Origin of the sequence: Celeribacter sp. (assembly GCF_048270365.1) — a bacterium.
In the GTDB taxonomy this organism is placed as follows: domain Bacteria; phylum Pseudomonadota; class Alphaproteobacteria; order Rhodobacterales; family Rhodobacteraceae; genus Celeribacter.
Genome location: NZ_JBLWTA010000033.1, coordinates 1 through 23,440 on the forward strand (window position 1 = coordinate 1; position 23,440 = coordinate 23,440).

17 protein-coding genes are annotated in these 23,440 nt (G+C 59.3%); 4 read left to right on the forward strand and 13 right to left on the reverse strand.

What is annotated here, in order from left to right; all coding sequences use genetic code 11:
* Positions 1 to 125 precede the first annotated feature (125 nt).
* Together ACN0X0_RS20810 and ACN0X0_RS20815 are read right to left on the reverse strand one after the other, a co-directional pair.
* Positions 126 to 302, reverse strand: coding sequence for a hypothetical protein (locus ACN0X0_RS20810; protein ID WP_417280787.1), 177 nt, complete (start codon positions 300 to 302; stop codon positions 126 to 128).
* Positions 303 to 936: 634 nt separating this feature from the next.
* The gene (locus ACN0X0_RS20815; protein ID WP_008335621.1) at positions 937 to 1,275 is read right to left on the reverse strand and encodes a DUF736 domain-containing protein; all 339 of its coding nucleotides are present in this window, start codon (positions 1,273 to 1,275) and stop codon (positions 937 to 939) included.
* Positions 1,276 to 2,396: 1,121 nt separating this feature from the next.
* Between ACN0X0_RS20815 and ACN0X0_RS20820 the strand changes: the two genes are divergently transcribed.
* Positions 2,397 to 3,770, forward strand: coding sequence for a hypothetical protein (locus ACN0X0_RS20820; protein ID WP_417280788.1), 1,374 nt, complete (start codon positions 2,397 to 2,399; stop codon positions 3,768 to 3,770).
* A 190-nt stretch (positions 3,771 to 3,960) separates the two neighbouring features.
* Positions 3,961 to 5,337, forward strand: a complete 1,377-nt coding sequence (locus ACN0X0_RS20825) for a hypothetical protein (protein ID WP_417280789.1) — start codon at positions 3,961 to 3,963, stop codon at positions 5,335 to 5,337.
* A gap of 245 nt (positions 5,338 to 5,582) precedes the next feature.
* Here the strand turns inward: ACN0X0_RS20825 and ACN0X0_RS20830 are convergent, their stop codons facing one another.
* Together ACN0X0_RS20830 and ACN0X0_RS20835 are read right to left on the reverse strand one after the other, a co-directional pair.
* Positions 5,583 to 6,008: a hypothetical protein gene (locus tag ACN0X0_RS20830; RefSeq protein WP_417280790.1), complete on the reverse strand. Its 426-nt coding sequence runs from the start codon at positions 6,006 to 6,008 to the stop codon at positions 5,583 to 5,585.
* Between the two features lie 5 nt (positions 6,009 to 6,013).
* Positions 6,014 to 6,547 (reverse strand): helix-turn-helix domain-containing protein, encoded by a 534-nt coding sequence (locus ACN0X0_RS20835; RefSeq protein ID WP_417280791.1) that lies wholly within the window; start codon positions 6,545 to 6,547, stop codon positions 6,014 to 6,016.
* Positions 6,548 to 7,045: 498 nt separating this feature from the next.
* Here ACN0X0_RS20835 and ACN0X0_RS20840 point away from each other — a divergent pair, with 498 nt between their 5' ends.
* A complete protein-coding gene (locus tag ACN0X0_RS20840; protein WP_417280792.1) occupies positions 7,046 to 7,828 on the forward strand; it encodes a hypothetical protein in 783 nt (260 codons plus the stop codon).
* An 89-nt stretch (positions 7,829 to 7,917) separates the two neighbouring features.
* Here ACN0X0_RS20840 and ACN0X0_RS20845 read toward each other — a convergent pair whose 3' ends face one another.
* The 6 genes from ACN0X0_RS20845 to ACN0X0_RS20870 all read right to left on the reverse strand — a co-directional run bounded on the left by ACN0X0_RS20845 (position 7,918) and on the right by ACN0X0_RS20870 (position 17,802).
* The gene (locus tag ACN0X0_RS20845) at positions 7,918 to 8,490 is read right to left on the reverse strand and encodes a hypothetical protein (RefSeq protein ID WP_417280793.1); all 573 of its coding nucleotides are present in this window, start codon (positions 8,488 to 8,490) and stop codon (positions 7,918 to 7,920) included.
* Between the two features lie 105 nt (positions 8,491 to 8,595).
* On the reverse strand, positions 8,596 to 11,064 hold the full coding sequence (locus ACN0X0_RS20850; protein ID WP_417280794.1) for a S8 family peptidase: 2,469 nt from the start codon (positions 11,062 to 11,064) through the stop codon (positions 8,596 to 8,598).
* Positions 10,970 to 12,052: an AAA family ATPase gene (locus ACN0X0_RS20855; RefSeq protein ID WP_417280795.1), complete on the reverse strand. Its 1,083-nt coding sequence runs from the start codon at positions 12,050 to 12,052 to the stop codon at positions 10,970 to 10,972. The genes ACN0X0_RS20850 and ACN0X0_RS20855 overlap by 95 nt, the downstream gene beginning before the upstream one ends.
* A gap of 220 nt (positions 12,053 to 12,272) precedes the next feature.
* The gene (locus tag ACN0X0_RS20860; protein ID WP_417280796.1) at positions 12,273 to 16,124 is read right to left on the reverse strand and encodes a hypothetical protein; all 3,852 of its coding nucleotides are present in this window, start codon (positions 16,122 to 16,124) and stop codon (positions 12,273 to 12,275) included.
* Between the two features lie 197 nt (positions 16,125 to 16,321).
* A complete protein-coding gene (gene scpB, locus ACN0X0_RS20865; RefSeq protein WP_417280797.1) occupies positions 16,322 to 16,915 on the reverse strand; it encodes an SMC-Scp complex subunit ScpB in 594 nt (197 codons plus the stop codon).
* Positions 16,916 to 16,917: 2 nt separating this feature from the next.
* Positions 16,918 to 17,802 (reverse strand): DUF1403 family protein, encoded by an 885-nt coding sequence (locus ACN0X0_RS20870; protein WP_417280798.1) that lies wholly within the window; start codon positions 17,800 to 17,802, stop codon positions 16,918 to 16,920.
* A gap of 113 nt (positions 17,803 to 17,915) precedes the next feature.
* Between ACN0X0_RS20870 and ACN0X0_RS20875 the strand changes: the two genes are divergently transcribed.
* Positions 17,916 to 19,025, forward strand: a complete 1,110-nt coding sequence (locus tag ACN0X0_RS20875; RefSeq protein ID WP_417280799.1) for a tyrosine-type recombinase/integrase — start codon at positions 17,916 to 17,918, stop codon at positions 19,023 to 19,025.
* Positions 19,026 to 19,037: 12 nt separating this feature from the next.
* Here the strand turns inward: ACN0X0_RS20875 and repC are convergent, their stop codons facing one another.
* The 3 genes from repC to repA form a co-directional block, all read right to left on the reverse strand.
* The gene (gene repC, locus ACN0X0_RS20880) at positions 19,038 to 20,318 is read right to left on the reverse strand and encodes a plasmid replication protein RepC (RefSeq protein WP_417280800.1); all 1,281 of its coding nucleotides are present in this window, start codon (positions 20,316 to 20,318) and stop codon (positions 19,038 to 19,040) included.
* A gap of 160 nt (positions 20,319 to 20,478) precedes the next feature.
* On the reverse strand, positions 20,479 to 21,474 hold the full coding sequence (repB, locus tag ACN0X0_RS20885) for a plasmid partitioning protein RepB (protein ID WP_417280801.1): 996 nt from the start codon (positions 21,472 to 21,474) through the stop codon (positions 20,479 to 20,481).
* Positions 21,475 to 21,577: 103 nt separating this feature from the next.
* Positions 21,578 to 22,789: a plasmid partitioning protein RepA gene (gene repA, locus ACN0X0_RS20890; RefSeq protein WP_417280802.1), complete on the reverse strand. Its 1,212-nt coding sequence runs from the start codon at positions 22,787 to 22,789 to the stop codon at positions 21,578 to 21,580.
* Positions 22,790 to 23,440: the final 651 nt, after the last annotated feature.

The window sequence follows — 23,440 nt, forward strand, 5'->3', positions numbered from 1 at the left end:
GGCGCCATAAACAAGAAAACGGCCCGCGCTTGATGGCGCGGGTCGCACCCTCTGCGAGCGTCACGATGCTTGTGAGTGTCGACGTCAGACCCCTGCGGTTCCGAAGACCCGCAGGGGTATCTGGGTCAGTGACCCAGTCCCAGAGTGCACAGATCGTCGTAGCGGCTGCGGGCGATCAGAGCCTCGGTCTCGAGGCTGTCGAGGGTCTCGGGATGGGCGTCTTCATCAAAGGCGGCGAGGTAGGCATCGAAGGCCATGTCGGCTTGCAGTTCGGCGAGGTCGATGGATTGTTCGAGTGTCATGGTGTGATCCTTTCCGTTGATCGTCGTTGGACGGATCGTGGAAAAGACCGGGGGCATGAGAGCGGGCTGCACCCGGCACGGGGCGGAATGAAATGGAGCACGCCGGGGGCAGGTTTGTTGTGAGCGATGCCTCGGCAGCGCTCAAGGCGCCAGCCGTCCAGAAACCTGCCCCGGCGTTGCTGACCGCTCGACCCCGGGCTAGCGATCTCTGAGGCCAACAGGTCGACGGAAAGGCGCGCGGCGGTGACACGGGCGTGAGACGTTGCCACCAGACGCATGACTTTGATTTGCGAATTCCACCCTCGCGATACAGGGCGAGTTCGCCGACCCTGGGAACTTCGCAAAGACGCCACTGGCGCGGGTTGCTAGACTGAGAGAAGGGGTGCGCTTACGTCGCTCCATGGGCTCCCAGTTCTCCCCGCTGACATTCGGTTCCGACTCGGGTTCGCGCGGTCCACGCCGTCCCTGAATAGAAAGATCGGAGCCGCCTCTGCGACCTATCCAGTCTGACGACCCACCACGGCGACCGCATCCGAAATATGCCGCATCCTTCGGAAACCGACCATACGCCTGCTCTTGACTGGTTCCCAGGGACGAGGAAAAGCCAGACCGCCGAAGCGGTCTGGCCGTTGGCTTAGGCGGCGTCTTTCGGGCCCCAGGGGATGACGGCCTGCAGGGACAGATCGTCCTGGTTCGCGGCCTTGCCGAGGTTGGCGTTAAAGCCGTGATCGCGGATGGTCAGCGTGTAGTAGTCGGCGCCGGTCTCCTTGTTCTGCTTCTTCCAGATGCCGCCGCACTCAACCAGCTTGCCGCGCGGGGAGCGGCCGAGCACGCGATGCGTGGGGGCCATCGGGTTCGCGCTCGCGACGGGTTCGACCGTGATGTCGAGATCAAAAGTCAGGGTTGAGATGGAGCCGACGCCCTTGGCAGTTTCGATGTCGGCGCTGGTGAATTTGATGCAGTTCGTGGTCATTGCTCTTCTCCTTGTTTGCGTTGCAATGATGGTCACCTTGCAGCTGGCCAAGGCCCGGACACACCGAAGGCGAAGCGCAGCGGAGAGGGGCAGGCACCGGTCTTTTTGCCTCGCGAGGAATGGCCCACCCCTGTTCTTTGGTGGGTCAGGGGAAAAAGATCGGTGACAACCTTTGTGGACGGGACGACAGCTGCGACCAGCATGTCATGCAACTCAGACAAAGGCGGAAGTGCGGTGGCCGCGAATGAAACTGGGTGAACAGCCGAGGGAGATGCCGCGAGGGCGGTGTCTTTTCTGCCCTCTCACCCCGAACCGCAGCCGGACGGGTTCGCGCGTTGCCGAGCCCTGCCTAATGTGGCGCGACCTCTCTCATCCGTAGCAAGCTGGTTGAGTGCGGAGTCATCGGGCTGAGCGATTTCAAGCAGACCTTCGAGGCATCTGCACCGCGCGCGGTTCATCCCAATTTCCAACGAACCCACTACTGCAGCCCAATCGTTTGCGATTTCTTGCACCGCGCTGATCACCGGCCCTCTGCCAGCTGTGGCCAATGCAATCCTGCGGTCGTCGAGCATCGTTTACGGCCAATGATGGCTGAACAGCATGTCCGGTAAGGCGAGGAGTAACGCCGGCTGGGGCGCGGTGGACGAGACCATCGAAGCGACCCGCCCCGCCCCAGCGACCGTTACCGAACGGCCGAGATGAAGCGTTGCCACGACCATGCGACGGCTGGCCGGGCTGGCTCCGGAGGAGACTGCACGTCGCAGGGAGAGGCGGCGTATCAGCTCGGGGAGGGCGGCTGCGTGCAGCCGACCGAGTAGGGCGCGGTCCTGGCCAATGGGCAGGAGGGGCCAAAATCATCGAGAGGGGCCAACAGGTAGTTGCTTGCCGAACGTCCACGATGTAGGCTTGAGAAGCTCACTTGGGGCTGGCGCGCTGTAAAGTACAGGTCGGCGCAGCAGGTGGAAACCAACCCAGCGAACCTGATCCGGGCCCATTGGATCTTGGTTTGCCGAGCTTCTGGACATTCATCGGTTTGCTCAATCAGTTGCGCGCTTTCCGACTCCTGCTAAAGGGCCCACGGCTTGAATTGGTTTCGGAGGCACGCCAGAGGAATGAGCAAAATGTACCTGAACACTGATGTGCAGTCAGCCGAGACCTTCCCGATCAAGCTCGAATGCTTGTCAAAAGGCGTCGACCGAATTCTGGAAAGATGGACCGGCGAAAATCGCCCTACCAAGCTGACACTTTTGAACGATCTTGCCGCCGCAATCTCCCCAGACTCAAACTGGGGCGCGCTGAAAGCGAAACAAACCAAGCGAACCCACCCACAGACAGGGCAGAACACCAGTTTCATCCCCGCGATCAATCGAAGCGCAAAAGAGTTCCCCGCGCGCGTGGCTGAAGTGAAAAACACAGGGAATGGAGTTGACCTCGCCTATCTGGTCGAAGAAATCCGCCCCCTATTTGCGATGCGGCACGCAGGCGATCCGATCATTGGATTAGAACTCAGCGTCGTGGAAGGGAATGGGTACAGCGAGGCATCCATCTACGGAAAACTGATCTTGAATCGTGGGGACGCCATTGGCATCTCCGAAGCATATGCATCCGACCTGGAACCGATCGCCGCGCAACTCGTCTTCAACGCAATCCAAAACCTGAACTCCATCGAATTGTACCCCACCTTGGCGCAGAATGCTTGCAGTGCGCTTCGGATCGTCGTTGGCCCCTTCGATTGCGTGCTGTCTATTCCGGAGTTCTATGGGCATACGCCCGACGAAAGCCATGCTTCTCAAGGGGTGAGGGTCCTTCTTGATGAAGGCGATACGCCGTCGGTCACCGATCTAGATGTGGCGTTGCGCCTGCTATCGGCAGTGGCCCCCCATCTCGGCCAGAAGCAATTCGTGGAACATGGGAGCATCCGGTTCAGGCTGTCCCAGCCACTCATGCAGGTTTGGGAACCGATTGGGTTTGCGACGCCCGACCTTCTCGATGATCGGCCCATGTTCTGGATTCCTGACGGCGAATACTGGGCGCATGAAGGCGATAACTACCTCCTCGATCACAATATTTGGACGCACAGCACACTTGGCGAGCCGCTCGATCTGGCTTTGGCACTGATTAATATCGACGACCCGGATGTCTACGTGAGGGTCGCGCTGACACCGATGCCAAAGAGGTCGCAGAGATCCGGCCAACGACAAGAGAACTGGCGGGGCGGGTTTCATCGCGACTTTCAGGTCCTGCGGATACGTGCCGGCCAACCAACACAAGAGCTTCGTCTGGACGCAGAAACAAAAAAACGCTTCGAAGCGGGGTTCCTTGGGTGGGCGATGCATGAAGGGCACGAGGTAATCGACGACAGAGCCCTGACTAGCACTGAAGCTCTTATCCCGCGGGACCTGAGGCGTGCGTCACAACACCTCCTTCAGGTGGAGGCGATTATGAATGGCGTCGACCCCAGAGACAAAGAACTGTTGCGGGGTTTTAGAGCATGAGGTCAATAGCCTGCCGCGTATCCGACAGCTTTGAATCAGTTCCTGCACTCTCGCGGATCGCAGGAATCGCGGACCTTTGTGAGGCTGAGTACGCAGATCCATTTGAGATTTGCGTTCAGCTTGATGCATGCAGTTTTCATGGGGTTCAGGTCCGGCAAATACGGGGACAGGCACGAACTAGGAGTGCACTGTGAACAGCGATCAATTAAACAGGGAGCATTTCTTCTACGTTGCGGTCGCGCGGTTTGTTTTTCTGCATCCAGAGCATGGTATCGTTTCAGTCCGGGATCCGATCAGGCTTGCAGAGGCAGAGCCGCTCGACCTCTCCCCGCTATTGATTTACGGCCTTAACGTGGCTGGCCTGCCCCTGCGCTGGATGACCTTTTCTACACTTACTGACCCCAGGCCCATCCTGTCCGTTCTGCAGGAGGCGTGGTCGCAGGCCGAAGGCCTGCGCGGATTGCCGGACACATTACGGGTTAATCGCCACCTGACCTCCGCCGCCCCCAGTTTGGCTTCTGACCTCGCGAAGATCGGCGTGCATCTGTCGATTACCGACGCTGCAGACAAGACCCATCCAGCTGCACTGCGAACGGCACAAGACGCAGCCCGGTGGTTGTTGGACCGAAACAGGAACGAGACGGCCAATAAAGACCCGTTGCTCGCGCTTGTTGAAAATGCAGTTCGCGACCACTGTTATGACAGCCAGGGCGGGGCAATCAGCTCTGCGCCCGCGAAAGTGCGGCAGCAAATTGAACATTGGCTTGCCCTCCCGGTTCGCAAAGCCGAATTACGTCCCACCGAAGGGATGGATTGGACCCCTGGCAAATGGCTCTATCCTCAAGAGGCCTCAATACCGCCGAAGCAACCACGGTACTTTCAGCACGACGGCTTCGACGGAAGGGTTTGGCTGCTCACTAGGCATGAGCAAGATGGGGACTGGATGGACGTCGACGATGATCCAATTAGCGACGGTTTTGAAGAAGTGGCCTCGCTGCTGCGGAACCTCGTCGAGTGCTGGCCAAACCCACCCGCCGAAATAGCGACTGCAGTTGGAATCACACTTCGACAACTCAAGTGGTTCATCTCCGGCCGCGCTGATCTTGACCAAAACGTCCGCCATCGTCTCGAGAGGCTTCTTGGCATAGGCGTCGATGAGCGCTCAGGCTGCCTCACCGCACTCGGCCCATATGTCCTGGTCGCGCGCAAACCACAGGCGCTGGAAGACATCTATATCGAGATTTCTGGCGGTGGAGACGCAAACCCTTGGGAACTGCTTCCCGGTACCGGTACAGCCGATCCAAGCTGGCGATACATCCTGATCAACACTTACGGGTCGCCACCCAGCGTCGTCATGGTTCCCCGTGGCGATCGGATTGCTGATCGACTCGACGACCTGATTCTCAACTTTGCGGGCCCTCTCTCGGTCGCCCGATCCTTCTATCAGGATGTCGTCGCAACCTGCTCTCGCGCGTGCCTGAGCCCTGAGGCAAACATTTCGTCGATCACCGAGTTTGCTCGGCGCCATCAGCAGCATTGGACAGATCGCGTATGGCAACCTGAGTAGCGGAGTGGTCCAGCGCGATGGCTGTAACCGTCTCCTTAACTCTGCGTACGCAGCACAATCCTTGACTCTCCGCGCTCAATCATTATCTTTGTGGCGTGCCATAAAGAGCATCTTGGGCCGGGTTATCTTGGATATCGCTCCGCCCACTTGGATGATGGTTCTGCCAAGGGAACCATTTGCAGGACACGTAATGGTGGCGTCCGACCCCTTGAGCTAAGGACGCGCTGCTACTGCGAGCACATCGATCAACGCACGGTTCCCACACGGGTACCGTGCGTTTTAGTTCCGGAGAAGGCTGTTATCACCGACCAATGTGGATCTTCGCCACGAGGCGTACGGTGTTCAACAATCGCGGTCCCGGTCCGCGAGCGGACAGCCATAGCCCTGAGAGTTCTCCAATTGTGATCCCCGAAAAACACGGGGGTGCCCTCTCGGACAATCGTCGCGACATACCCGGCCACGGACCCAAAATCAAGAAAGCCGGCCGCGACCATCTCGCGCTCGTGCTCAGCCCAGATGTGTTCGGCGCCAAAGCCACGATTGGGGCCAGTGTGCCGACCATGAAAGAGACGGATCTCGCCGGCCGGCAGGATGATGCCTGGCGCGCGCATCTCAAGCAGCCGTCCGAATGCGAGGGCACCCGAAGGATGCAGGATCGGGGTCATCGACATAGATCTCAGTCCTCGGTCTTTGCAGTTGTCGCACGCTGCTTGGCGGCCGCTGCCCGCGCATTTGCCCGTGCATTCGGGCGCTCTGTTTTCTGACGCGCGGCCTCACGTTCAGCCCGCTCGTCGTCAAAATCCGGGGCGAGCTTCTTCAGTTTCCGTACTAGCCCATCGAGGTGATAGATGTTGGATCCGAAATCCCCTGCCGCTGTCGTTTGCTGCTCGCGCCTCAGAAAACCCTGTGCTTCCAAGTCGCGAATATGCTTCTGCAAGGTCGTCTCAGACATATCCAGACGCTCGAGGAGCTTCCGCTTCGATGGGAAGGGGGGCTTCGCCGGGTCCATCCAATAGCTCAGCAGCTGAACCAGAATGTTGAACTGGGCCGTGTTCAACCCAAGACGCTTCTGGCCCCGAACGAGGATGTTCGGAACACCGGTAAAACCATGACTCATTACGGCGGGGCCGAAGATCCTTTCGGTCGAGGACTTCTGACGCTTCGCCGGGGTGGCTTCAGCCTTTTGTTGCGATGTCTTCTCCTGGGGCATGGCTCGCGCCTCCTTTCGGCATTCGATCTACGAGCCACGTTTCCCTGGAACAAGGCGCCCCACGAGATTGGCGGTGTGCAGTTTCTGTGCCCACCCGTATTCCGTTATCCCGGTGACTGCCATATCCCGTTATCTGGATGACGGTACTTAGCTGTTCAGGTTCTTGGGTCAGGTGGATCGAAATTTACACCTACCCGTGGGGGCAATTATTTGCCATCGCGAAATGCGCTTGGATCCCAAAATTATGCTGGTTTCAGCACTTGAATAGCGCATCTTCCTGACAAATGCCACACTGAGTGGGCCAACGAACGCCAGCCAAACCCGCTGCCTTTCAAAAGATGATGTTGCAATAGCTGCGCCTCATCACTAACTTCGATCAGCAAGGGTGAACCCCGTAGCTGTCGCCGGCTGAAACCTTCGTCTCCTGATACTGCACTTGACCTCGATCTCTCACCCGATGGTCGTGTCTAACCGGCGATCACGGCCTTGGAGATGAGCATGATCGACGCCACCATTCCGTTTCACCTGTCTGCAGCCGACTTGCCTAATTTGAAAAAGGCCGAGGCGCTGCATCTGCCGAGTATTGCCCCCAGCCTCCGCCCGGAACTAATTGCGCGCGCCTTTGGCTTTCACACCGCCACTGGCTTCAGGCAGACGCTCCAGGCGGCTCCTGATCGCGAGCATGAAATCAAGCTCACTTTCCAGACGGCAGCAGGCTTCGCCCGCTCCCGCGACCTCGTCGTGTCGGCTCGGAACATCTACGATATCCTCGCGACAACCGTGATGGTGAAGGAAGCCTCACGCGATCCGGAAATCAACGACATGGGGTACGGCAACAGATATCTCTGGCCGGAAAACCGCCACATCCGCGACGAGCTGGCTGGTGTGCCTGTCCACATGCAGGGCAATGTCCGGTCAGAAATCTGGCGCAAGCGGATCAGCGAGTCTCGTGCCAAGGTAACGGCCATCGCGAAACGTGACAGCCTCCTTCATGCGCTGGCCTATGCGTCCTGCCTAGAGAAGATCAAGACGACGCAAGAAAAGGGCGCCTACTTCCTGAAGCACCGAGCCGAAGAAACGCCCTTCCGGCTCTTCGGAGACGTGGTGATCGGACACAATTACGTATCGAATACGGATATGATCATCGCCATGCTACATCTTGGGTTCCAGATGAATGGTCGAAACCGGATGGGGGAAAGGCTGCACCCACGGTTCAACTATTCAATGAAATCGGCAATCTCAATGAAGCCGCATTCTGTCCGACAAGCAGATGCGGCTTGAAGTGTTCAAGTATGGCGGAAGATCCGTTTAGACTTGTCGCCGGAATTCATTAGGGGACAAGTCATGCCCTAATGAGAAAAAAGAGGTCGCTATGCCTTCTGCCCATGATAACCACGTGCCTCGAATTCCAGTCGGCCAAGTTCGGAAAGCAAAGCGACCTCAGGGGACTGGTTACCGTATGGCCGCTTCCTATTCATTAGCATTTCAATTGTGTTCACTCGCGATTGCAATCCGGTTGGACTGACGGCCATCTTTAGTCGACTCAGCGCGGCTTGGTCACGGTCTTTCTCAAAGGCTGTCAGCGCATCGAGTATCTCCTCACCTCTGCTTCTAGGCCGATCAGAAAAGTCAGGATTGCTATCTCGGCCAAGCATAGGATCTGCCGCAGCTGCGTCCAACCCCTTGCCGATGGCGCTCGTAATTCTCTCAATCAACTCGCGCCTATAGTCCTGAGAACCCGAAAAGTGCGCATTGCCGACAAAGAGGTTGGGAAATTGAAAGTGCCTTGCAACAAGTCCAGGAAGCATCTCTTGAATATAAATGACACCGGACAGCAACTGATGCGTGCTCTCTGCATCGCTGTCTGAGCGCCAAGTTCCAAATCCTTCCAGTTTCTGAAGTATGCTGTCGACGACGACATCCCCAGTGTTCCAGTATTTCATAATTACCTCACCACGGGGGGATGAAGCCGCCCCTTCCGTTTTCCCTTTTCGTCCTTCGACGAACAGTAATGCGCTACCTTACTGTAACCTGAGTAAGTGGAAGGCCTAGACAGCAATCGCCGCTTGGGCTGCAATAAGTGCCTCGATAGCAACCTGAACCCCCGCATAGAGCTCCGCTTCGAGCTCGCCTGCATCGATCTCGACAATCAGCGCATAGCGCACAGATGGCAAACCTTCTTCTAGAAGCTTTTTCGACTTCCACCATCCGGCAACGGGGTGAACAGCCAGCAAATTGCGCCGCGCCAGATCGGAAGCCTTGCACGTCAGCTGGTCGATATGCAGCGAGCCGACATGGCGCCGATTGCTACCAAATTCCCAGAGATCATCCTCGTCGTTTGCAGGACCATCGGGCTGTTCGGCCGCCTTGCTGATCCGAGCCAGGAATTGGGCTTCGTTCTCGCCAGCGCGATTGAGTTGGAAACGTAAGTTGTGGGACGCGTAGCGGTACCGAACGCCGCGCGAGGCTTCGGACGGGTTCGGAGCGATAAAGCTGCTGAGTGCCACCCGCAAGGTCACATCGGCATTGCCGAGCGCGCGCAAAGCCTCAACGGGCCAGGGAAGGGCGAACAGCTTCATTTCATTGTGGATATCACCCCCGGTCTTTTCAGAAATCCCGTAAGGCGTAATCGTGTCTTCTACGATGAGGGTCAGCGCGTTCGACGCGCTGCGGCGGGCACGGGCCATGTCCGGCACACCATACCCATAGCGCTGAAAAAGAGGCGTATAGTGACCCTTGTTTGGCTGGGCCGGCAGATGTGCACGCATCTGCTGCGTCCACCGCGCGGACGACACGTAGAGACCACGCACTGTCTCGGGCCAAAGTGTCGGATAGTCCGACCAGAGTTCCGTTACGTCCTTCGCTGCAAGCGCTGTCGCCGCGCTGGTGTCGAAGGTGAATGTGAAGGATCGGACCGGGTAATTGTGATGCGTCGAAAGCAGCGATAGCCATCCATGCCGCATTGGCGGTGGCATGGAACTTAGCGCCCAGTTTCCGCCCTCAAGGACGACGTCCGGCTTGTTCGGCCAATGGGACGACCACGATGCAGTTCTCGAAGCTGGCGATAGATCGCCGAATGGTGCAAGCGCTTGGGCCGGCTCTCCGTCTGGCGGCAGTACGGTCTTCTCTGTAAAGGCCCCGACAGACAGAACATTCCACGCTTGGGCCGGCGACTCGATTTCGTTGTCCTCGTGATCGCATCGGTCGAGGTAGTTTCCGGCACCAAAGGTGAAGTTGTCGGTATTCCCTGCTGAAACAAGCAACAAGCGCTGTTGTTTGATGTCACCTGATACGCCGGCGGCAAGCTGATCGATTTCTGTTGACCAGGAGGTGGGGGCTCCGTCGTGCGGCGTATCCTCACCTGTCGTCGTCGTCATGGTAAATGTACGGCGTCGGTGACCAACCTGTTCTACTGTATTGATTGCCTGCCTGGTCACCGCGCCGAGGAGATGATGCGGATTCATCCCTGCATCAGGCAGCAGCTTCACGGATTCCAGACGGTTCACGACCGAAACCGGGTTCGTCTGGTGCAGTTTCGGCGTCAGATCGCCAAAGAGCGCCAATCCTCCCATCTCCGTGCCATGGCCCTTCGCATCTTCCAGTCCCCAGGCCGGGTTGGCGGCATGTCGGTCATCCACGCTGAGCGCCGGCTGAATGAGAGGATGCGCGCGACTGACGCCGGTATCCAAAAGCGTCACGTAGCCAGGATCGGGATTGTCAGTGTAGGTCGTACGGCCCGCGAGCTCATCGACCCACTGGGCCTGTTCGGCCACCGGCAAACCGTCGAAAAAATCCGCTGTAATAGTCGGAGCGGCAAGGGCGCGCACGCCGCCCAGTCGGCGGACGGCTTGAGCGAGCTGATTGCGATCGGCCTGTACGACCACAACGGTATCTTCGGGAAACTCCAGCCGATCCGCTCCCACGGCGACGCCATAGTTTGGTGCGGCCCCGACGAAGGCTTCAGTCAATTGAGGTTCGAGCCAAACCTCCCAGACAGTCGCAACATCCACTGCGGGGAATTTGCCTGTAGGGCTGCGCCAGAGGGCGCGCAAGCCTGCCTCCGTGATGGCGGCAACGCTCTGCACCAGATCCGCGTTCTTCGGACGGCCCGGGATGATTTCTCCACCTTTCTCGCGATCGGGCGTGTCTTCAGTCCGAAACTGGTCGACCTTCTTGCGCAGGTTCTCGATACCCTTAGCTGTTGCAAACACCGTCGCACGCTCTTGGGCGCCACCGGGTACAAGGAAATCTTCGATGCGAAGAAGCATTAGGCCACTGGCGTCTAGGCTATCCTTTTTCAGGCGCTCATCGGCACGGGAGCTGACTTCGAGATAAACGCCGGGAAGCTCGGCGGCCAGAATATTCGGCAGCGCGTCGATGGCCTGAAGCAGCGCTTGAGCGTGCGCAGCACGATTGGGGACATCACTTGGTCTTTTGGACCCGCCCCCGCCCTTTGCTTGAAACGGGCGAGGTTGTCCGAGATTGCGAAGGTGGAAGTGTGGAAGCTCTCGTGCCATTGTCATTGGTCCCTAATTCTTGGAGCGACCGTCGGCGTTCGAGGGCGTCAAGCAAATCCTGTGTCGCAATCTTGTCAGTATCATTCAAAACCGCACGTCTCGCGGCATCTTCCGCCGCCGCCACAATATCGGCCGTTGAGAGGCCTGCGGCAACATCCGTCACCCGCTTCCATCCTATCCGATTGAACGAGAAACCGATCAGGCGGCGTTCGAGTGCCTGCCGGATAGCAGGACCGTCGGGCATCACATAGGGCAACACGAGCTCGAAGCGGCGCAGCACAGCGCGGTCAAGAATTCCCGGCAAGTTTGTAGTGGCGACGACGATCGAAGGCCCTGTGTCTTCATCCAGAAACTGCAAGAATGAGTTCAGAACCCGCCGGGCTTCGCCGACATCGTTCTCACCGCCCCGGGCCGCAGCCAAAGCGTCGATTTCGTCGAACAGGTAGATACCGCGTGTCGTCTTGATGGCATCAAAGACCATCTTCAATTTCTGCGCCGTTTCGCCCATGAACTTCGTTATTAGACCGTGGAGCATGACCGAAAACAAGGGGTACTGCAGCTCCCCGGCCAGTGCTGACGCACTCAGTGTCTTGCCGGTGCCGGGAGGGCCGGAGAGGAGAACGCGCCTCCGTGGCTTCAGGCCTTTTGCCTCGAGCTTTTCGCGCATACGCGTCTCGAAGACGAGATGCGACAGTTCACTCCCAATCCTATCCGGCAAGATTACATCGACGAGTCGCTCCGTCGGATAAGACGCGGCAAGAAACTCTGCAAGATCGCCGCGAGGTGTTGCGATAGGGGTGACTGCAGGGGTTCGCTTGGCAGGTGGCTTCTGCCCCGCTTCAGCCCATTGTCGCAACTGTTCAGCCAGCCGGGTATGTCCCTTCTGCTCTTCGGCCGCAGAGAGTTGCATCGCCAGATCGTAAAAACGATCGGCGTCTCCCTCCGCGTGGCTCTTGACGAGACCGATGATTTGCTGGGCGGATGCCACGGTTAAGCTGCTCTTTCTTCGATGTTTTTTATCGACGTATATTACGTTGTGATTTTATACATAAATCGCCCAGCAAGCCAGAAAAATCGCCCCCCAACAAGTGCAGAGCTTAAGAAGAAAGCTGTGGCAAAGGCGTGACGTTAGCTACCGTCACTGTACATGGTTTGATTGTGGTGGGCACTTTCCGGTGGCGAAAGAGGTCTCGTATATCGGCCGAGATTCAACATTTGGGCCGGGTCATTAACCCGTCGCCGTAGGTCAACATCGCTAGTCCGCGCGCGGGATCTAGTGCAAAGCGTTTGTCGACCACTTGGTTTGCAGCAAAGACCGCGTCCATCAAACGGTCGCCGTCCTCCCACCGGGCGAGGAAAGCCTCGAGCCAGTGAGGCGGCACCTGGGAGTCGAGCGGCCATGGCGAGGCGATCACGGCACTGCAGCCACGGTCGAGGACCTGCTTAGCGAGGCCCAGGGTGGTGTTGGCCATCGGATGTTTATCCGCACGGCCGCCGCTACAGATGAAAAGGACCACGACGCCCACGTTTCGAACGGCCGCGGCAAGGTCCGCCGCCGAGACCTTGAGGACGCCTTCGTCGGAGACCAACTGGAAGAAGCGTCCATCCGGGTGAATGCCACCATGCGCCGTCAGGACCGCCATAGAAGCGCCGGCGAAGCGCTCTGGCAGGACGCCACCATTGTCGACCACGAAGCCGTGATCGGTGAACGGTCCGTCGAGGCGCTGCGCGAGCAGCGTCAGGGTGGAGCGGCCGTCCTCGCCTTCCGCAGTCGATATCCATGCGACGCGGCGGCCGTCGCCTTTATGGGCGCGTTCGCGCGCCCCGCTCAGCCAGGCGAGAGATGGTACAGCGGTTACCGCAACCTTTCGGCCCAAGAACTCCGTCCCGTCATAGAAGATCGTGGGCGGGAATGCCTGAAGCTCGCTCGACGCTGCGACAATCGTCGGGCGCGCGGCTGACCATCCCAACTGCAGACATTCCGTAGTGCGGTAGAAGAGGTTTGGACTTTCATCAACGCCATAGTGAAACGGGAAGGAATGCGACCAAGCCTGGAACGCGGGGCGAGAGAACTTGTCGCCATCCTCCACAGTCGGCATGCCCAGCTCGCCGTTGCTTGTAGCGAGACGGATCAATCGGCCCGTGGCATCGAAACCCAACTGCAGGACATCGACCCCATCCGCCGAAATTGAGCGCGCAATTGCGGCCGGCTGGCCCTGCTCCAGAAGCGCTGGTGGTGCGGCCGCCTCGTCCCAGTTGGGAAGCGCTGTTCCTTGGTCTGCGAGAAGCTCCAGAACGAAGCTCGCGTCCTCAGCCACATCTAGTACTGCCTCATCTGCAAGGCTCCGCTGCGCGAGGGTGGCGATATTCCCCATGTCATAGCCAACGTCCTCCGCATAACGTGCTGGCGGCATGGCTGCGACAAGATCGGCAAGCTGAGCGGGCGTCGGTACCTGCGCGGCGGTAGCGGCGATCATCGCTGCAAGTGCCCCACCTGCCCACTTGTTGAGTTCGGCGAAGACCTCATCTGCCTCGTGAGGCACCTCGACTCCCCGCTCGCGCGCGTCGCGGATGAGTTGCCCCAAGACGATGCCGCTAGGCGCGGTCTGGTCACTGCGATCAAGAACAGTGCGCCCGATTGCGGTGGCCTCGGCGAGCATGGTCGCGAGCTCAGCTGGGTCATTACGGTCCCGTCGGGACAGGCGCACCTGTAGGCTCAGAAGTTCAAGCCGATGGCCATATACCTCGGCGAGCTCCATCCGCTCGAGCAGTTCGCGTCCCGTGTCGACCATTGTAAGCGCCGCGTCCAGCAAGCCGATGTCGCGAAGAAGGCGGGTCAATCCGTAGACCTCCTGCCAGAGCTCCTCCTCGTCAGCGCGATTGTCCGCCGCAAAGGCGCAGGCAAGCGCCACCAGCGCAGTTAGATAATCACGCGTCCGATGATAGGTGTCAGCCACGGCAAACCAGGCCAAGCGTCGGCGTCTGGGCGTCGCCACTCCCGCCCGAAGCGCTGCCTCTACGAGATCGCGGCCTGTCTGCGCAAAGTTGCTGGTCGCGATCTTGCCAGCGGTCAGCCGGTAGAGCCGAAGGTCAATGTCGGGGTCTGCGGCATGCGGCGCGATGGCAGCTGCAAGTACGAGATAGAGCTGTAGTGCGTGGATATCGCTGTCATTAGAGATCGGCGCCCGCTCGATATAGGATGACAGAGCCAAGATCGCCTCATCGGCGCTCTCGGTCAGGAGCTCCGTGGGCAGCGCCAGCTTACCGATGATGATTGGTTGCTCGGATTGGAGCCAGTTGAGCGCACGGTGGAGAAATGGCTTGTGCGCTAACAGCCACTCCATGCTCGCCGAGACCTCTAGTGCGCTCTTGTCGGCGGCGACGGGCCTACCTGCAAGGTCGAGGACGAGCTTGGCTATCAGAGCCAGCCCCGTCGTGCCGGCGACCTCTGGCTTGAGCACCTCAACGAGGCCGTAGCGCAGACCCGCGTTCATTGGATCGGCGGCGAGGCGCCCGATCAACTGGGAAAGCAACTCCTTAGTTGTGTCTATACCGGCGGCGGGTTCGCCGTCCGGCCCAGCCAAGAGGAACCCCCCTTCGAGTACCTGGAGCGCGAGCCCTTCCCAACGATGAGCCTGTGCATCGGACTTAGGGATGGCGCCGACAAGTCCAAAGGCATGCACGATAAGTCCGCGCGACAGTGAGTCCTGCACGCTCGCCAGGCGGTATTCTTCCGATACCTGCGCCGTCTCGCCAGAGCGGATGAGCTCGACATAGTCTGGCACACCTTTGCCAGCGAACGCCTTGGCAAGGCGCGCGTGAAAGGCGGATCGCGGAGGATCGTCGTCGCGCAGCAACTCAGCGATACCCGCGTGATCGCGGGCACGAAGAAGTTGCTGACGCTGATGGCGGCGGACGCCTTGGGCATTAGGAAACCGAGCCTCGAGCCGTGCCGCAATGCGGTCCGCAAGGTCTTGGTCGCAATGCTCGAACGTGCTGAGCGCGGCTTCGAGGTCTTCACGACTCTCCAACGCATCGATGCAGGACCCAATGAGCTTTGCAGCGAGGCGCGTTGCGCCAGCATCCTCGGCGATACGGCCGAGCCGCACGCGGGTAGACGGATCGAGGTCGGATCGCGCGAGGAGCTCGGTCCGGATCATGGTCAACGCCTCAAGGCGAAGACCCGCCTTGTGGAGCAGCTGGACCTTGAGAAATGGCTTCTGTGCATCTGCTACGGGTGGAAGCGCGTCAACGTCGGCAAGGGCGCGGCCAGCTTGACCTCGTGCGACCCACCGCTCCCAATCATCAATGCGTTGCGTAATGACGGCCTCTGCGCTTTCGTCCGCCGTCGATCCCACTACGCCGAATGCGTCGATTGAGAGCAGGAGGTCGCCAAGCTCTGGTCGGATCGGCGAACTCTCATTGATATCGAGGACGACGTAGAGCTTCCGCTCTAAGGCTAAGGGCGCGGCTGCAACAGCGAGCGCATGAACCTGCGGCACCCAGACGTCTTCCGGGATTAGAGGGGTCCGCGCACCAGAGGGCACGAACGGTGCGATCGTGTCGTCGCGATATCCAGCCGCCTCGACCACGATCAGTGCGGTCCTTTCAACCTGACCGGCAACCAGCTCTAGTAGGTTGGCATGACGTCCGGTTGGAGCGGCATGGACAATCAGGCGATCACGGAACCACGCCTCCTCGTCCTGCCTAAGCGGCCGGCGGGCGAGCGATTCGAAGGATTGTACGAAGCTGCTCCAGACAAGACCGTCCGCCTGCGCGACATCCCCTCCAGGCGGAATCACCACAACGACGCGTTGGATCGCGCGCTCGTAGCCCTCGAACACAATGCCGGCGAGCGACGCAGCAACCATGCCGGCGCGGGCGGCGGGCGTGCTACCGGTGATGGCAAGAATATCGCCGCCGCCGATGACGTTCGGGTTGCGGGCATAGAAATCCATGATCGCCACCAGCAGATCCCGGTTACTGCTGATCGTGCGCCCGAGAGACGCCTTTTCAGCGCCCTTTGTGTCCGAGTCTAGATTCGCTTCCTCGTCATCCATGAAGAACGCATAGGCACGAAACGGGCTATCCTCCAGCGATTATCAGTGGCCAGCAGGATCAAGCATTGCATTTTGCAATGGCGCGAGGGACTTCGGCCCCTCTTGCTTCCACGCGTGTTGGAAACGTAGGCGCCGCACAAGAGGAAACGCCTGTGGAGTCGGTTGAGGCAGAAGGATGTGAACCATCGATCTTTTGCCTATAAGGCTGTTATCCCCGCATCCTCCAGCTGCTCGCGATCGGGAAGATCGCGCAGGCTCTCCAACCCGAAGGCGACAAGGAACTGCTCGGCGGTGATGAAGGTATAGGGAGCCCCACGTCTGGGAGACCGTGGCCCAGTTCCGATGAGGCCGCGCGCATGCAGCCGCCCGAGCAGGTCACGGCTGATCTCCTTGCCGAAGATGTCCTTGAGCCCGTCGCGCGTGATCGGCTGGTGGTAGGCGATAGCGGCCAGGACCGCGACGTCGAATTCACTCAAGTCCAGCAATTGATCCCCGACATCCGCCGCGGCGCGGATCGCGGGCGCGTAAGCGGGTCGCGTCCGGAAGATCCAGCCGCCGGCGACTTGGGCAATCTCGAAGGCCCGCCCCTCCAAATCGGCGGCCAGATCCTCGACCAGCAAGTCGACCGAGGCCTCCTGCCCCACCACCCGCGCCAGGTCGTCGCGCGGCACCGGCGAGGCAGAGGCAAAGAGTACCGCCTCGATCCGGCGCATCCATTCCCTCCAGCGCAAGTCCGGCGGCAGATCAGAGAGCTCGCGATCCAGATCCGGTTCTGACCGATCCTTGACCATCGCTACACCCCGTACAGACGAAAGGTATCGCGCCCGGTCAGCTCGCGCACCGCACCAAGATCGACCAGACGGTCACACAGCCGCCGCGCGGCGCGATCCGGCAGCGGCAGCGCCGAGGGCGCCACGGAATCGCGGGTCAGGAACATCTCAACCGCGTCGCCCGCGCCCTTGGCCCGGAGCTTGGGCGCGACCGCCTTCAAATGCGTCGCCCGACGTGCAAGGTCGGCGGCGAGACGCACGACCTCGACCACCGTGGAGATCAGCGCACGATGACAGGCGAAGCGAAGATCATCGCCTTGCTTGCGCAGGTCAGCCCGTTTAAGGCCAGTCGCCAGCAGCGGCATCAGATGACCCCAACCGAGTGCTTGGGCAAGGGCTATATCAGAGAGGATCAACGCGGGCACATCGGCCCGCGGCGCTTCGGTCAGCACCGCCTCCAGCACCATCGCGGCACGGACTACCGGCATTCCCTGCCCTGCATCCAGCCACCCGGCAATCTGGCCCGGCTCGAAGGCCGGCAAGGCTCGTCCCAAAGCCTTGATCGACACCGGCCGCTCCACCGCACGCCGCCAGGCCAGATAGGTTTCGCCCGCTGGTCCGGGAAGATCGCCGGGCCGTAACAGGTGCACTGCATCGCGCAACTCCCCTGCCCGCTCCGACCGACCAGAGAACGCGACGCAAGCCTCGGCCGCACGCAGCGCGAGCCGGTCCCGCAACAAGGCGTGGGGCACCTCCGCGCGTCCTAACACAAGATGCAGGTGGTTCAACGCCGAGCCTGACAAAAACGCAACATCTTCAAGGGTTTCCGCACGCGTGGAGGTGACCCACGAGGGCATCCGGGGTAAAGTCTCAAGGTCGCTGATGGGGTCGGACCGGGCAAATGTCATGCCAATAGCCTACACCAACGCGGCGCTTTTCACCAGAAAATAGCAAGATAACCGCCCCGCCTTGCGCGATCTCTCTATGTCCAATAAGTTTGCATTATCGGACATAGAGGAATATGCTGCACGACATGTCAGAAAACCACGAGAAATCGAGCTCAGAGGTGCCAATCGAGTCTTCGTCCAACGAGGACAACGAGAGAGAGCGCCCCGACGGCGAGGCTTTAAACCTGCCTTCCTTTGTGGCCGGGTCCGGCACCCTCGATCGGCTGGTCGACACCGCCCGCGACTATGCCCGCGCGGCTGCGTCCGAGAACACGCTGAAGGCTTATACAAAGGACTGGACACATTTTGCGCGCTGGTGCCGGATGAAGGGCGCCGAGCCGCTTCCGCCGTCACCGGAGATGCTCGGGCTCTATCTCGCGGATCTGGCCTCTGGGTCGGGCCCTTCCCCTGCCCTATCGGTCTCTACTATCGACCGGCGCCTCTCGGGTCTCGCCTGGAACTACGCACAACGCGGTTTCAGCCTCGATCGCAAGAACCGCCACATCGCCACTGTGCTGGCTGGCATCAAGCGTAAGCACGCGCGCCCGCCGATACAGAAGGCAGCGATCCTGGCTGAGGACATTCTGGCCATGGTCGCCACCCTGCCCTACGACCTGCGCGGATTGCGGGATCGCGCAACCCTGCTGCTTGGCTATGCTGGGGGGCTGCGCCGCTCAGAAATCGTCAGCCTCGACGTCCACAAGGACGACACACCGGATTCTGGCGGCTGGATCGAGATATTCGACAAGGGCGCCCTGCTCACCCTCAACGCCAAGACCGGCTGGCGCGAGGTCGAAGTCGGTCGAGGCTCGAAGGAGCAGACCTGCCCCATTCATGCGCTCGAGCAATGGCTGCACTTTGCGAAGATCGACTTTGGTCCGGTTTTTGTCGGCACCTCGCGGGACGGCAAACGCGCCACGGAAACACGGCTGAACGACAAGCATGTCGCGCGCCTGATCAAGCGCACGGTCCTCGACGCTGGCATTCGATCCGACCTGCCCGAGAAAGAGCGCCTGGCGCTGTTCTCCGGCCACAGTTTACGCGCCGGTCTCGCCAGCTCAGCCGAAGTCGACGAACGCTACGTCCAAAAGCAGCTGGGGCACGCCACAGCGGAGATGACCCGCCGCTACCAGCGCCGCCGCGATCGCTTCCGGGTGAACCTGACCAGGACCGCCGGTCTCTGAACCCCGGTTCCCTCACGCGGCCTGCCCACTGAGCCTGCCATAGAAGCTGCGCTCGAGGTGCAACTCCCCTGCCCCAGCTTTCTCGACCATGCCGCGCAGATATCCGCCCGGCGAGGAAACCTCACCCGCGCTGTGCTTCTCGAAGACGAGCGCAAACGCGGCCGTGGCCACCTGGGTGCCCATTCGGTCCTGTGCCACATTCCAGGCATGCTCCGAGATCCCGATCATCGGCCTGAGCTGCCCCGCAACCCGGTGCAGATCGCCCCAATCCTTCAGGAACCCGCCCATATTGCGCGCCCAGGACGCGAATTCGGGACAGGCCTGCATGATTGTCGGCAGGTCGAGCGCTGTGCGCTTCTTGCGCACCTCGGCAACCCAGTCTTCCAGCTCCCTATCAACTTGCTCTTCGGTTGGAGCATTGGGCACCACACCCGCCGCTTCCTCGTTTTCAGAGGAATTACTAATTACAGGATTAAGTTGATTTGTAATTAGTATATGAGGTTCGGAAATGGCCCTCCTGGGGTTCATTTCTTGAGTCTTCTCCATGACTTGGGCATCATTATTACCGGTGTTCTCCACAGATTTCACCGCACCAGTCGCTTTGAGGTACGCCACCTCGACACGCCCCTGAAGCTCCTTGAACCAGGTGAGCAGCCGCGCAAGCTGTTCGGAGGCTTCATGACGGCGCGGAAGCCGGTCCAGAAGCTCCTCGAAGAGCCCCGTGAACTGTGACCAAGGCCCAAGCAGCGCGTGGCTGATTGCCGCCTCGATCCGGGCTCGGATCATCCGGCGCGCCACAGTGATCTGGCGCTTCAGGCGCTGGCAGAGTTCGCGCTCAGCCTGCAATTCGGCATGAAGTTCCTCGAACTCTTCGACACGCGCCGAAAGCGGCGACAGATCGAAGCCGTAGGCCTCGACAATGCGCCCCTCAGCGTCCCTACGCCCCCACCGCTTGCCATTGGGGCTGTCGTGGAAGGAGATTACACCGATCTCAGCCAGACGCCGCGCATGGCGCTTGAGGGCCGACAGCGAAAAGCCCGTCTGCTCCACCAGATAGTTGTTCGAGGCCCAGACGATCGGGCGCTGCCCCTCCTCCCAGTCCTGGGCTTGCGTGAAGGCCCCCAGTGTATCGAGGAGCATCATGTCGCCGGCCTTCAGGCCGATATGCGCTCCCACACGCTTGAGCGCGACAAATGCTCGTGTCTTGGGTACTGCTACCCGTTCACCGGCTTGGGCAAGCTGCTCTGCAATGCCGAGACCCGGTGTCGGCTTGCGCCAACCTGTATGTTTCATGCCTGTATCTCACCTCCGGTTATGTGGAGGCAAAAGAAAGCCCTTCGCTCAAAAGCGTTCATCGTTGACAGTGATTCGCGGGAGAGGTATCTTCTAAGCGACCAAACTTTTCAGATTAGCTCTCAGGCCACGCTGCTTGGGGGCTTTTCTTTTGCCTAGATCATTGTTCCGACTGCTCCTCTTTTGTTGTGAGGAATTCGCTGTAGAGCTGATCCAGTCGACCGGAGAGAAAGTCTCCGAACTCGGTTGAATCCTGTGCTGTCAGCGAAATACTGAACGCCCTTCCGGACCTGCCTATGACCCCTTTGATGCGGCCTTTGCCGGCGGTCCAGGTTCGCTTCTTGGGTGCCACGCGCGTCTTTCTGCGCTTGGGTGTTCTGCCCGCCTCTGCCAGTCTGCTGTGCAGGAGCTCGAACCTTGCATCGCTATCCAGCTCGTGAAACCCCTCGAGTTCCAAGGCACCTTCAAGGACCTTTTGGTTCGCAGGCTCCGAAGCCAGCTTCTTGAAATCCTCCCAGCGGTCGCGGCCAATCTGCTTGGCGGGACCAATCCGCTCAATCACATGCCTCGGGATGTTCTGTGCGACAGACAACATGCGCGACAACAGCGTTCCATCAATGGTCAGCGCCGACTGGATCACATCCTTCGCCTGCCCCATATCAAGGAGGCTTTTCGCAAAAAGCGCCTTCTCGATGAATGAGAGATCCGCGCGCGCCGTGTTCTCTTGCCCTTGGGCGAGAATGTGCGCCACATCGTCCATTGGTTTGACGACAGCGCGAACCTTCCGGCCAAGGGCTGACGCCACGCGCACACGCCGATGGCCGAAGACGATCATATAGCGACCGTCCAGATCCGGGTGCGGGCGTAGCAGTACTGGAGTGTCCTGGCGACCAGATGCAATCGACTCCTTCAGCTCGTTGAAAGCCTCGTCGTCGTCGCTGAGACGATCCGAGACGAAGGACACGTCGATCAATTGGGGATCGATTTCGACGATGGTTTCACCTTCGAGCAAGCGCTTCGAATTTTCGGCGAGGTTGTCAATCGAGACCTTCATGGACTTTGATGCGCCACGCATCGCATAGCCTGATCGGCCAGAGTCCTTCGGTTGCTCGGAAGAACTGGCCATCACACTTTTCAGGAGGTCTTTACGAGCCATCAAGCTGTCTCCTTCTGGGCGATCATAGCCGTGAACACTCTGGACAAACGGCTGTCTGCACGGCTGTCAAAACTTTCAATCTGCACGGCTGTCAAAGACGTCGTCATTCGCGCCCCCATGCTTTGTGGATCAGCTCTGAAACCTCATCGTTCACGTCGTTCAGTGAAGTGATTGCCCGGTCATAAGTTGTGCGAACAAACTGGGAGCGCTCGACCTCGTAGAGCGTCTGTTTAGTAATCCCAGCGTCGGAGATCGCCGTGGATTTCAATACAGGCGCGGTAAGCATCTGGTTCGGGAACATCGCCTGCAGAAAGCCGACCATCTGCTTCTGAGGGCCATCAGTGGGTTCAAACCTGGTGACCAGATAGCGAAACCACTTCAGTCGCATGTTTGCGCCAGCGTCTCGTATTGTCTTCATGATTCCGCCAAGCATGAGCAGAAACTGACTCATCGACATAACGTCCAGCATCTGTGGGTGGACGGTGACGATGACTGACGACGAGGCTGTCAGTGCGGTCAACGTGAGATAGCCAAGCTGCGGTGGGCAATCGATCACCACGACATCATAGCGATCATCGACTTCGTCGAGCGCCTTAGAGATCCGAGTGAAGAAAAGCCGCCCCTCGTGGGGGTCGCTGCTCGTCAAGGCAACGGGGGTATCATACTCATACTCTTGAAGTTCCAAACTTGCAGGCACGATATCAAGGTTAGGAAAGTTCGTTGGTCGGATTACTTCGGTAATTGGCTTGCGTTGATCATCGTAGCGGAGCGTCTCGTAGAGCGATGGAACATTATCAAGCTCCGGCTGAATACCATGCAGAGCTGTCAGTGATGCCTGCGGGTCAAGATCGATCGCCAGTACACGATGCCCTTTCAGCGCCAAATGCTGAGCCAGATGAGCCGCAGTAGTCGTCTTTCCAGACCCGCCTTTGAAGTTGACGACAGAAACTACGTGCAGTTCCTCACCTTCACGCCGATAGGGCACATACCGCCGCTTTCCAGGCCGACCATGCTTGTCCAAATACGCCCGCAGTTCGAGCATTTGCTCGGCTGAATAACTACGCCTTCCCGACGACGAGGTTTCGGGATCGGGCCCCTTACCTTCTAGGTGGAGCTTCTTGATTGTCGACTGCGTTACACCAAGGTAGTACGCAACTTCCGCCAAGGAAAACTGACGTAGACCTTTTTGAGCGTCCGGAGGATACTGTTCTTGCCGCAACATGTTGAGGCGATCAGAGATCAGCTCCCCCTGTTGGAGAATGATCTCATCGAAGGGTTGATCCTTCGTATCAGCCTCAAAAGACCTTTCTCTCATCTGCCCGCCCTCTAAATATCGCTTTTTCAGCGAATTCGCCCTTTAAAGTGTCATCTACACGGAAAAATGAGTCTTCACAACGATTATTGCTCTGCTCGCAACTCTGACCCGCCTAGATGTTGACGTTAGGTGGCGTCGCAAAAGGTAGTGACCTAGTCACACCATAGCCCAACATCTAGATTTCCTCGCACGCGCGTGCCCACATTTGATCATGCAGTTCGCGCGACGGATACGCTTACAGTGTTACTATTAAAGGCATTTATCGATTTGCACGGCTGTCAAACTGCCGATACTTTGCTGTAAGTTCGCTTTCCAATCGAGACGAGGACCCTGCGGCTTGCGTCGTAAGTTTAAAAAACGTCGCCGGGACGAAGCTCTTAAGCCGAGCCAATTGTGGCAACCAAATCGCATCGGCGGAAGGCAGCCTGAAACACAGATATTAGTAGAAAGGATGGGAATCGGCCGGAGCAACCCGGCCGATTCTTTGGCTTAGGCGGCGTCTTTGGGGCCCCAAGGGATGATGGCCTGCAGGGACAGATCGTCCTGGTTCGCGGCCTTGCCGAGGTTGGCGTTGAAGCCGTGATCGCGGATGGTCAGCGTGTAGTAGTCGGCGCCGGTCTCCTTGTTCTGCTTCTTCCAGATGCCGCCGCA

Excerpts from the sequence above, each read along its gene's own strand:
- ACN0X0_RS20810 (WP_417280787.1), bottom strand. The coding sequence starts at position 302 with ATGACACTCGAACAATCCATCGACCTCGCCGAACTGCAAGCCGACATG.
- ACN0X0_RS20815 (WP_008335621.1), bottom strand. The coding sequence starts at position 1,275 with ATGACCACGAACTGCATCAAATTCACCAGCGCCGACATCGAAACTGCC.
- ACN0X0_RS20820 (WP_417280788.1), top strand. The coding sequence starts at position 2,397 with ATGTACCTGAACACTGATGTGCAGTCAGCCGAGACCTTCCCGATCAAG.
- ACN0X0_RS20830 (WP_417280790.1), bottom strand. The coding sequence starts at position 6,008 with ATGTCGATGACCCCGATCCTGCATCCTTCGGGTGCCCTCGCATTCGGA.
- ACN0X0_RS20835 (WP_417280791.1), bottom strand. The coding sequence starts at position 6,547 with ATGCCCCAGGAGAAGACATCGCAACAAAAGGCTGAAGCCACCCCGGCG.
- ACN0X0_RS20840 (WP_417280792.1), top strand. The coding sequence starts at position 7,046 with ATGATCGACGCCACCATTCCGTTTCACCTGTCTGCAGCCGACTTGCCT.
- ACN0X0_RS20845 (WP_417280793.1), bottom strand. The coding sequence starts at position 8,490 with ATGAAATACTGGAACACTGGGGATGTCGTCGTCGACAGCATACTTCAG.
- ACN0X0_RS20850 (WP_417280794.1), bottom strand. The coding sequence starts at position 11,064 with ATGGCACGAGAGCTTCCACACTTCCACCTTCGCAATCTCGGACAACCT.
- ACN0X0_RS20860 (WP_417280796.1), bottom strand. The coding sequence starts at position 16,124 with ATGGATGACGAGGAAGCGAATCTAGACTCGGACACAAAGGGCGCTGAA.
- scpB (WP_417280797.1), bottom strand. The coding sequence starts at position 16,915 with ATGGTCAAGGATCGGTCAGAACCGGATCTGGATCGCGAGCTCTCTGAT.
- ACN0X0_RS20870 (WP_417280798.1), bottom strand. The coding sequence starts at position 17,802 with ATGACATTTGCCCGGTCCGACCCCATCAGCGACCTTGAGACTTTACCC.
- ACN0X0_RS20875 (WP_417280799.1), top strand. The coding sequence starts at position 17,916 with ATGCTGCACGACATGTCAGAAAACCACGAGAAATCGAGCTCAGAGGTG.
- repC (WP_417280800.1), bottom strand. The coding sequence starts at position 20,318 with ATGAAACATACAGGTTGGCGCAAGCCGACACCGGGTCTCGGCATTGCA.
- repB (WP_417280801.1), bottom strand. The coding sequence starts at position 21,474 with ATGGCTCGTAAAGACCTCCTGAAAAGTGTGATGGCCAGTTCTTCCGAG.
- repA (WP_417280802.1), bottom strand. The coding sequence starts at position 22,789 with ATGAGAGAAAGGTCTTTTGAGGCTGATACGAAGGATCAACCCTTCGAT.